The 8,286-nt window shown below is 58.6% G+C and carries 9 protein-coding genes; 3 read left to right on the top strand and 6 right to left on the bottom strand.

What is annotated here, in order from left to right:
* Window positions 1-192: 192 nt before the first annotated feature.
* On the top strand, window positions 193-363 hold the full coding sequence (locus tag GBM95_RS12375) for a hypothetical protein (protein ID WP_193222666.1): 171 nt from the start codon (window positions 193-195) through the stop codon (window positions 361-363).
* Window positions 364-665: 302 nt separating this feature from the next.
* Here the strand turns inward: GBM95_RS12375 and GBM95_RS12370 are convergent, their stop codons facing one another.
* Window positions 666-872, bottom strand: coding sequence for a hypothetical protein (locus GBM95_RS12370; RefSeq protein ID WP_193222665.1), 207 nt, complete (start codon window positions 870-872; stop codon window positions 666-668).
* A gap of 10 nt (window positions 873-882) precedes the next feature.
* On the opposite strand from GBM95_RS12370, the gene GBM95_RS12770 reads away from it, so the two are divergent.
* Together GBM95_RS12770 and GBM95_RS10270 are read left to right on the top strand one after the other, a co-directional pair.
* Window positions 883-1,074, top strand: coding sequence for a helix-turn-helix domain-containing protein (locus tag GBM95_RS12770; RefSeq protein WP_226963280.1), 192 nt, complete (start codon window positions 883-885; stop codon window positions 1,072-1,074).
* 199 nt (window positions 1,075-1,273) lie between these two features.
* Window positions 1,274-2,044, top strand: coding sequence for an RNA-guided endonuclease InsQ/TnpB family protein (locus tag GBM95_RS10270; protein WP_152159010.1), 771 nt, complete (start codon window positions 1,274-1,276; stop codon window positions 2,042-2,044).
* Between the two features lie 213 nt (window positions 2,045-2,257).
* Here GBM95_RS10270 and GBM95_RS12765 read toward each other — a convergent pair whose 3' ends face one another.
* From GBM95_RS12765 to GBM95_RS12750, 5 genes are all read right to left on the bottom strand, one after another.
* A complete protein-coding gene (locus GBM95_RS12765; RefSeq protein WP_226963279.1) occupies window positions 2,258-3,775 on the bottom strand; it encodes a hypothetical protein in 1,518 nt (505 codons plus the stop codon).
* Between the two features lie 82 nt (window positions 3,776-3,857).
* The gene (locus GBM95_RS10260; protein ID WP_152159009.1) at window positions 3,858-6,473 is read right to left on the bottom strand and encodes a heavy metal translocating P-type ATPase; all 2,616 of its coding nucleotides are present in this window, start codon (window positions 6,471-6,473) and stop codon (window positions 3,858-3,860) included.
* Window positions 6,474-6,654: 181 nt separating this feature from the next.
* A complete protein-coding gene (locus tag GBM95_RS12760) occupies window positions 6,655-7,071 on the bottom strand; it encodes an FAD-binding protein (RefSeq protein ID WP_226963278.1) in 417 nt (138 codons plus the stop codon).
* Window positions 7,050-7,274: a hypothetical protein gene (locus GBM95_RS12755; protein WP_226963277.1), complete on the bottom strand. Its 225-nt coding sequence runs from the start codon at window positions 7,272-7,274 to the stop codon at window positions 7,050-7,052. The genes GBM95_RS12760 and GBM95_RS12755 overlap by 22 nt, the downstream gene beginning before the upstream one ends.
* Before the next feature lie 21 nt (window positions 7,275-7,295).
* Window positions 7,296-8,108: an FAD-dependent oxidoreductase gene (locus GBM95_RS12750; protein ID WP_226963276.1), complete on the bottom strand. Its 813-nt coding sequence runs from the start codon at window positions 8,106-8,108 to the stop codon at window positions 7,296-7,298.
* Between the last annotated feature and the right edge of the window lie 178 nt (window positions 8,109-8,286).

The following is an 8,286-nucleotide window of genomic DNA, read 5'->3' as shown; positions in this document are numbered from 1 at the left end:
AGCCTCTCGCAAATCTATTCATGATAGATATATTCTATCATATATTTGATATTTATACAATTAATGCATTATCTTTCGATTTGCTCAGAGCATCCTTAACAATCCGAGCGAACTTGTTCGTTTTCATCATTCGGGGTGACAACTTGCTGTCATAGATGTTTTTTTTGCTCCCGTTTGACTCAGAGTGCGCTGGTGAAGGCGTGGACGCGCACCGTCATGGACCCATTGGATCTGCCTTTCCCGCCGCGATTCGAGCGGCTCTCGCAGGTGGTCGACTATATGCTCGCCGTCGGCAAAACGCGCCCGATCAACATCTGCATCGACGAGTGTCAGGGAATAAATGTCTGCGAACCTTCCTTCTAGTCGGAATTCGAGCGTGCGTGGAACGTTCACCGAATTCTTCAGGCGCTTGCATCGGGCAAAACGAAGCGCGAAGAACTGCAGGAAGAGTTTGGTTCCGTTGCTGCGAGCAGCTTCCTTTCCCGGTTGGAAAAGAACTGCGGGTTGATTGCGCCGCTGCGTCCGGTGCTCTCGCCCGACTATCGCCGGGTTCGTTAGGAGCTTTCGGACCGGTATCTGGCGTGGTGGCTTGCCTTCATTCAGGGCGCAGAGTTCGAGCTTTCGCAAAGCCGATACGCAGAAATGCGCGATGCGTTCCTTGCGGGCTATGACGCCTTCTCCCGGCGTGCCCTCAGGGAGTGCTTTACGTCCATACTTCTTGAAATAATCCTGAGTGCGGCAAACACGCTTTCCAGCACTTCCGGTGCCATAACTTTGCGCCGGTATTCTTTGCGCCGGTATTTCGTTGTGAAGCTCAAATGCACGTGGAGCTTCGTCACGCTGTGACGCGCTCTTTCATAGTCGTCGGACATCGGAATCTCATTGACCGCCACATGCTCGCGCGCCGCGAAATTCCGCATCTACCCGACTGCCGCACAGGAAGCTTTTCTCTGGGCGCAGTGGGGTGCTGTCCGCAAGTGCTGGATCATGGCGCCGTTTCTCAAGAAACATTACTACCGTACGCGGGGCGTATCGCTTGACCTCATTCACGAGATCAAGCCGCTCATCGCCTGAGCCAAGAAGTCGAAAAAGTACGCATGGCTCAGGGAATACGATTCCATGGCGCTTCAGGAATCGGTGCGGAATCTCAGGGCTACCGCGCTTTCTTTGAGAGAAGAGCGGGCTTTCCTCACTACAAATCCCGCAGAGGTCCGCAGTCGAGTTATCACTGCACCAACGTCTCCGTCGGGCCAACTACGTGCGGGTGCCGAAAATGGAGCCGATCAAGGCCCGCATCCACCGCGAGGTCGCAGGCAAGGCGAAGAGCATCACGCTTGAAGCCGATGCCGCCGGCGACTATTACGCCGTCGTGCTCTGGGAGGATGGTCTTGCTGAAAAGGAACCTCTGAAGGAGATCTATGAGGATCAGGTCATCGGCATTGATGTCGGCATCAAGGATCTTCTTACGGTATCAAACGGCCGTAAGGAACCGAACCCGAAGCATCTGAAACATGCCCGCAAGACGCTGCGCCGCAGAAGCCGGCAGTTTTCAAGAACAAAGAAGGGCAACCGCCGGCGCGAGAAGGCGCGCCGCAGGCTCGCACGCGCGCATAAGCGCGTGGCGAATGCCCGCACCGACAACCTTCACAAGGTCTCTTCGCGACTCGTGAACGAAAGCCAAGCGCTGGCTGCGGAGAGTTTAAGAATCATCAACATGATGAAGAACCACCACCTGGCGGAATCGATTGCTGATGCCGCCTGGGGCGAGCTCTTACGAATGATTGCCTACAAAATGAAGCGGGAAGGAAAGTACTTCATACAGATCGATACTTTCTATCCCTCTTCAAAGACGTGCTCCTGCTGCGGCTTCAAGCTTGAGAAGCTTGATCTTGCTACGCGCGAATGGACGTGCCCGCACTGCGGCGCTCACCATGACCGCGACGGCAACGCTGCAGCCAACATCCGGGTTGAAGGCATCAGAATACTGAGGGCGCAGGGGCTACCCGTCCTGCGGAGAGAAACATCCTCTCCCAATGCGCGCTGAGGTCGTGTAAATCCCGGTGAGATCCGGGTTGTGACCGAAGAAGCGAGAAGCCTCGCCCAATTCAAAGAATTGGACGGGGAGTAGTCACGTTTCCCATATGAGCCTCGATAAGACGGGTGCGCAGGCAGTCCCGGCAGAGGAAATGGATTCCGTCTGCCGGGTGAGGTTTCGTCAAAGGGATTGAAGCTCCCCCGTTTAAAAACGGAGGATTCACTATGACACTCTCAAGGCTTTTTCAGGGGGCAATGCCGCCTGAACGTCACCTATTGAACAAAGTGTTTGCGGCAGACCTCTTTCCCGTTCCTCCTTGCTCGCGCAATTCGGCTTCGTGAGTCTCGAAGAACCTTGCGGCTCTCCTTGATCGCTACGAGGTTGTTGACGACACAGACCGCTGCCGCGCAACAGTGCTTCCGCAGTCGTCCACTTCTGCAAGAGAAGGGCTCGGTCGTGTCCTTTTTTAGTTGCATGACATGCGAGGGATGCACTCATGACATCTCGTTGCACGAGCGTGTCTGAGTTCCCCCAGCGATGCCACCTTTCCTTCAGCGGCTTTTTTCGGTACGAATCCGTTGCCGGGTCGTACTGCGACATCTTCAGCTTGTATGCGTCGAGTTCAATGACCTCGCAGCCGGCGCTTTCAGCCTTGCGCTTGAGGTGTGCAACAAACTCGCCCATACCGGTCCGATTGGTCGATCTTCCGAAATTGCGTTGATAGGATCGGTAACTGTTTTTCTCTATCTTGATCGTGCCGCCGATTTGGAGCAGATCGTTCACCAGCTTGCCGTGGTCGCGCTTTCTGGTCGCTGCCAACCGCCTGTGGTGTTCAGCAAGTTTTGCCAACAGCTTGCGTCCGCGATTGCTTGTGATCCATTTGAGGGAACCTTTTATGACGGTTCCGTCAGGATTGAAGTTGTCGGGATTGTTCGCCCTTTTGGATCGGTCGATCCTGCGCTGAAGCAGTCGAATCTTCGATTCCTGTAAATCGACGTTTGGAGCTACTTCAACAATGGCCGCATGGTGCTCATGAAAGTACGCAATGCGGCTCGGACCCGGGTCAATGCCGACCACTTCGCATTTGGGCGCATAGACCTTGCGAACGGGAGGCACACCCTCGACAACGAGCTGAACAAACCAGCGTTTTTTGCCGTTGAGCGTTCGACGCACTATGCGGCAATATTTCACGCGACGGTCCGAGGCAAGCGCCTCCTTCATGTAGTCCGTGTCGGGCTTCATGTACTTAATGCCGTTCCTGCGCCAGACAATGGCTTTCTGCTCGGGCTTGTACATGATTTCGTGATTGTCTGTACCTTCAATGGAGTTCAGTCCGCGCTTGAAGGACTTGAATCGCGGCTTGCCGCCTTGCTGGAACATGTAGCGCTTCAAAGCCCGCCAGACGGTCTTGCCGATGCTTTGGGCTTCATGTGAGCCAATGTCGTTTCGACCGCTGGCCTTGCGATGATCGTTGGCAATAGTTACCAAGCCGAATTCATTCAAGCCGAAAGCATTGTGAACCGCAGTAAAGGCCTTGGTGCGGGCTCTGCCTTTCGGCATGTCCCGTGCTTCCCGCCACTCCTTCGTTTCACGCATGCGCTGAAGACGCCCGAGAGCCGTCCCGAGCGTCGCGTTGTAGAGCATGCGGCCGAACTCGAATGCCTTTTCGAGAAAACGATTTTGCTGATCGTTTACACGAAGCGGGAGTTCGACGATGTAGGAAGAAGTAGTAGATCGCATATGGCTATGTTACTTCACGTTCCAAAAATGGGTACGCCTTGTCCCCTCTTTGAAAAGAGAGGTTTGCGGCGTACTGTTTCTATCAATCAATCCCGGTCACCTTGAAGCCGGCGCCTTCAACGGTGGCTTTAAGCATTTCATCGGTCACGAAGAGATCGGCCTCAACGACGGCGCTCTTCTTCTCAAGACTCACTTCAACTGCGTCGATGCCGGGAAGCGCGCGAAGCGCTTTTTCAACGGCCGAGGTGCAGTGGCTGCAGTGCATGCCTTCGATATGAATGGTCTTCTGAGACATTTTCTTTTCCTTTGCCGCAGGCGCGGCGGACTGGGGTTCTGAAAGGAGAGCAGCATCGCTGCCCGCAAGCTTCGGCCGGAAGAAGCGCAGCCTCAGCGCATTCGTGACGACCGAGAAGGAGGAGAGGCTCATCGCGAGGGCGCCGAGCATCGGGGAGAGGGTCAGGCCCTGAGAGGCGAAGACCCCGGCTGCGATCGGGATGCCGACGGCGTTGTAGATGAATGCCCAGAAGAGATTCTCGCGGATATTGCGCAAGGTTGCGCGCGAGAGCTCAATGGCTTCCACAACGTCGGAGAGCCGGCTCTTCATGAGAACGACGCCCGCGGAAGCAATCGCAACATCGGTGCCCGCGCCGATCGCGGCGCCCACATCGGCCGCGGCAAGTGCCGGCGCGTCGTTGACGCCGTCGCCCACCATAAGGACGCGCGCGCCGGTATTTTTGAGCTTTTCGACTTCCTCGGCCTTACTGGCAGGCAGAACGCCGGCAATCACGTTCTCAATCCCGGTGCGTGCGGCAATGGCCTTTGCCGTCACAGGGTTGTCGCCGGTGAGCATCGTAACGGCGACGCCCAGCTGCTTCAGGGCCTTGACGGCTGCCGCAGAGTCGGGCTTCACCTGGTCGGCAACGCGGATGAGGCCGAGAAGCGCCCCGGACGCGTCGGCCGTCGGTTCAGAACCGATAAAGAGCGGGGTTTCGCCGTCTTCGGCAGCTTTTTTCGCGGCGGCTTCGAGCGTACCAGGGAGCGTGAAGCCGAAGGCCTCCGTCATGCGGGCGTTTCCGGCAAACCAGCGGCGCTTGCCGATCCGGGCGGAGATGCCCTGACCCGCGGTCTGACGGAAGTCGTCGACGGGCTGCACGGGAAGGCTCCTTTCTTTGGCTGCCCGCACGATGGCGGCGCCCAACGGATGTTCTGAAGCCGACTCGAGCGACGCTGCGGTGATGAGGAGCGGCGTTTCAAGACCGGGAGCTGTGGGCAAAATCCCCGTGACCTCGGGCTTCCCCGTCGTAACGGTGCCCGTTTTGTCGAGCACTGCGGCGTTGACGCGGCCGAGAAGTTCAAGTGCGGATGCGGATTTGAAGAGAATGCCGCGCTTCGCGCCCTGGCCCGTGCCCACCATGATGGCGGTCGGCGTCGCAAGGCCGAGCGCGCAGGGGCAGGAAATGACGAGAACGGAAATGGCGGACGTGAGCGCGAATCCGAAGGATTCTCCGAGAAGGAGCCAGACGATGAGCGTGAGAAGTGCGATGCCGATGACGACGGGAACGAAGATCCCGGCCACGCGGTCAGCAAGCCTCGCGACCGGGGCCTTGCTCGAAGTCGCCTCGTCGACGAGCCGGATGATCTGCGCGAGCGCGGTGTCTTCCCCCACGCGCTCGGCGCGCATGACGAAGCGTCCGGAGGAAACAAGAGTGGCGCCCATCAGGGTGTCTCCCGTCTTCTTTTCGACCGGAATGCTTTCGCCCGTCATGGCGGATTCGTCTACGGTTCCCGAACCCTCGAGCACCGTGCCGTCGACCGGAATTGTGCTTCCCGTGAGGAGAATCACCGTGTCGCCCTTCTGAACGCTCTCCGCAGGAATGGTGGATTCCTTCCCGTCGCGGAGCACCACCGCGGTCTTGGGGGCGAGCGCGGCAAGACGTACGATGGCGTCCGTGGTCTTCCCCTTCGCGCGGGCTTCGAGCCACTTCCCGACCGTGATGAGCGTCACGATCATGGCGGCGGATTCAAAGTAAAGACCGTGCGCGAGGTGAAGCGCGTGATCGGTTCCCCCCAGCCCGGCATAGTAGGCGGCTTCAAGCAGCACCCAGGCGCCGTATAGAAATGCCGCCCCTGCACCCACAGCGATCAGGGAATCCATGTTGGGCGCGCGCATCACGAGGGCCTTGAGGCCCCTCGTAAAGAACACCCGGTTGAGGAAGAGGGGCGGGAGCGACAGAAGAAGCTGCAGAATGCCGCGCATCAAGCCCGAAGCATCGGACCCCAGCCAATCGGGGGCGGGGAGCCCCATCATGGTTCCCATGCTCACATACATGAGAAGAACGAGGGAGACGATCGACCAGGTGAGGCGAGTGCGGATGGCGCGGGCCTCGGCTTCAGCTTCGGCCGAGCGGCTCGCGCGCTCTTTTTCGGGAGAAGCCTTCCGGCCGTCCGTGCGCTCGGCGCCGTAGCCCGCCTCGGATACGGCGGCTTCGATGAGGTTCGTGAGCGCATCCTTTTCTTCGGGCGACGCGCAGTGCGAGGTCACCTCCATCGAGTTCTTAAGCAGGTTGACGGCAACCGAATCGACGCCATCGACCTTGGAGACAACTTTTTCAACCCTCGCCTGGCACGCAGCGCAGCTCATGCCCGTGACGGCAAAGCGCAGACGGCAGGAGGGTGTATTACGGGGAGAATCTGGCATTCCTGGGAATGAGAATGAATTACGGGTAGCGCAACTATAGACTATGCAATCGATACAGGGTCAATACGCCTCCCGAGCGATCCTGAAAGAGAAGCCGGGAGGGGAGTGACGCGGGAAGAGCGGTGCGATCCCCGGGTTGAGGTTCCCGGGCATCGCGCCGGGAACTATCCGTTCGTTATTCTCACGGAGAGGCGGCAGCAGCGCTCTTTGCGGCAATGCGCCCGTAGACGATGCAGTCCGTAATGGCGCAGGAGCCGAGACGAACGGCGCCGTGCACGCCGCCCGTGGCTTCGCCGGCGGCGAAGAGCCCGGGGATCGGTTCGTTCGCGGTGCAGTCCATCGGCCGGGCGGCCATGTCGGTCAAAATTCCGCCCATGCAGTGGTGGACCTTGGGGACCATCTGCGACACGTACCAGGGACCCTGCGACATGGGCTTCGCGAGCTTGTTGACGTAGCGTCCGTAGTGCGCGTCCTTTCCTTCTTCCACGGCCTTGTTCCACTCGGCAATGCTTGCCCTGAGGCCTTCGAGATTGATTGTTTCGCCGTCAGCGAGCGCCTCGAGCGTCTCGTACTTCCTCACGCACCCGCGCTCGAGCATCTTTGCGAGACTTCCATCGGCGCGGTGCCGAGCGAATCCGCCACGGCATAGCACTTCGTGCCTTTGTTGAGAAGCGTCATGATGGCGTCGGCGCGGACCTTGCGGTTGGCGAGTTCATTGATGAAGCGCGTGCCGCCTTTGTCCTCAACCCAGACGCCGAACATCGCTGCCGCGCCCTGAGCAAAGAAGAGCACAATGCCCATGCCTTTTTCGGTGGGCGAGGTCTACGGCGCGCACTGAATCCAGTCGGTCTGAATCATCTGGCAGCCGATGCGGTCCGCTTCGCGCCAGGCTTCGGAGGTTGCCCCCGGCTGGCAGGTCGTGCCGATCTCGGCCGTGAGCTTCGGGTCGAAGATCGTGCGGTAGGGAATGTCGGCGCCGAAGCCGCCGTGCGCGAGAACGAGTCCGCGCTTAGCCTTGAGGAATTTAGTCTTCCCGGAATCCTTATTGGGGAACCGGTAGCCTTCCCGGACCATGACGCCTTTGACGCGGCCGTCCGCGTCGCGGATGATGCGCTCCATCAGGACGCGGGTGCGGATCGGGACGCCAAGCGTTTTGAGCTTTTCGATTTCCTTCAGAACAATGCCAGAACCCGAACCATTTTTGATGATCGAGCAGCGCGGCACCGAGTGGCCGCCTCCCTGGGAGACGCGGTCTCTGTTCCATTCGACGCCGAGCTCGTCGATCGTCCACTGCCACGTGGGAAGCGCCTCTTCGCAGAGCTTTCGCACCTTGTCCGGGTGGTTGAGGCCGAGTCCCTCGCGGAGCATGTCTTCCATCATGAGTTCGGGAGAGTCGTCGATCCCTTCCTTCTTCTGCATGGGTGTGCCGGGAACGCCCGGGATGCCGCCGTTGATGATGGAGTTTCCTCCCGGGTTGCGCATCTTTTCAAAGACGGCAACGCTTTTGCCGGCAAGCTTCGCTTCAATCGCAGCGGCAAGCCCGACAAATCCAGAGCCGATCACGACGACATCAAATTCCTCGTCCCATTTTTCCGGCATCGGTTCTATGGGTTGGGTTGCGGCATTAGATGTCATACTAACTTTCGCCACCCTTTCAACCTTTCATGGAGTGGCAAAACATGCGATATTCGCAGGAGTTCAAAGACAACGTCGCAGCGCGCCTGCTGAGCAAGGAGCTCAGCATCTCTGAAGCCGTGGAGCAGTACTCGATCGGCAAATCAACGATCTCGTACTGGCTCAAGATTGCCAGAGA

The organism is Sutterella seckii (assembly GCF_009183815.1).
Classification (GTDB): Bacteria; Pseudomonadota; Gammaproteobacteria; order Burkholderiales; family Burkholderiaceae_F; genus Sutterella; species Sutterella seckii.
The sequence above is the reverse complement of the archived record's forward strand: the minus strand, read 5'-3'. Positions and strand labels throughout refer to the sequence as shown.

Bases quoted from the DNA above. Each gene is read 5' to 3' on its own strand.
- GBM95_RS12755 (WP_226963277.1), bottom strand. From the start codon at position 7,274: ATGGGCATTGTGCTCTTCTTTGCTCAGGGCGCGGCAGCGATGTTCGGC.
- GBM95_RS12750 (WP_226963276.1), bottom strand. From the start codon at position 8,108: ATGACATCTAATGCCGCAACCCAACCCATAGAACCGATGCCGGAAAAA.
- GBM95_RS10260 (WP_152159009.1), bottom strand. From the start codon at position 6,473: ATGCCAGATTCTCCCCGTAATACACCCTCCTGCCGTCTGCGCTTTGCC.
- GBM95_RS12370 (WP_193222665.1), bottom strand. From the start codon at position 872: ATGTCCGACGACTATGAAAGAGCGCGTCACAGCGTGACGAAGCTCCAC.
- GBM95_RS12760 (WP_226963278.1), bottom strand. From the start codon at position 7,071: ATGCTCGAGCGCGGGTGCGTGAGGAAGTACGAGACGCTCGAGGCGCTC.
- GBM95_RS10270 (WP_152159010.1), top strand. From the start codon at position 1,274: ATGGAGCCGATCAAGGCCCGCATCCACCGCGAGGTCGCAGGCAAGGCG.
- GBM95_RS12765 (WP_226963279.1), bottom strand. From the start codon at position 3,775: ATGCGATCTACTACTTCTTCCTACATCGTCGAACTCCCGCTTCGTGTA.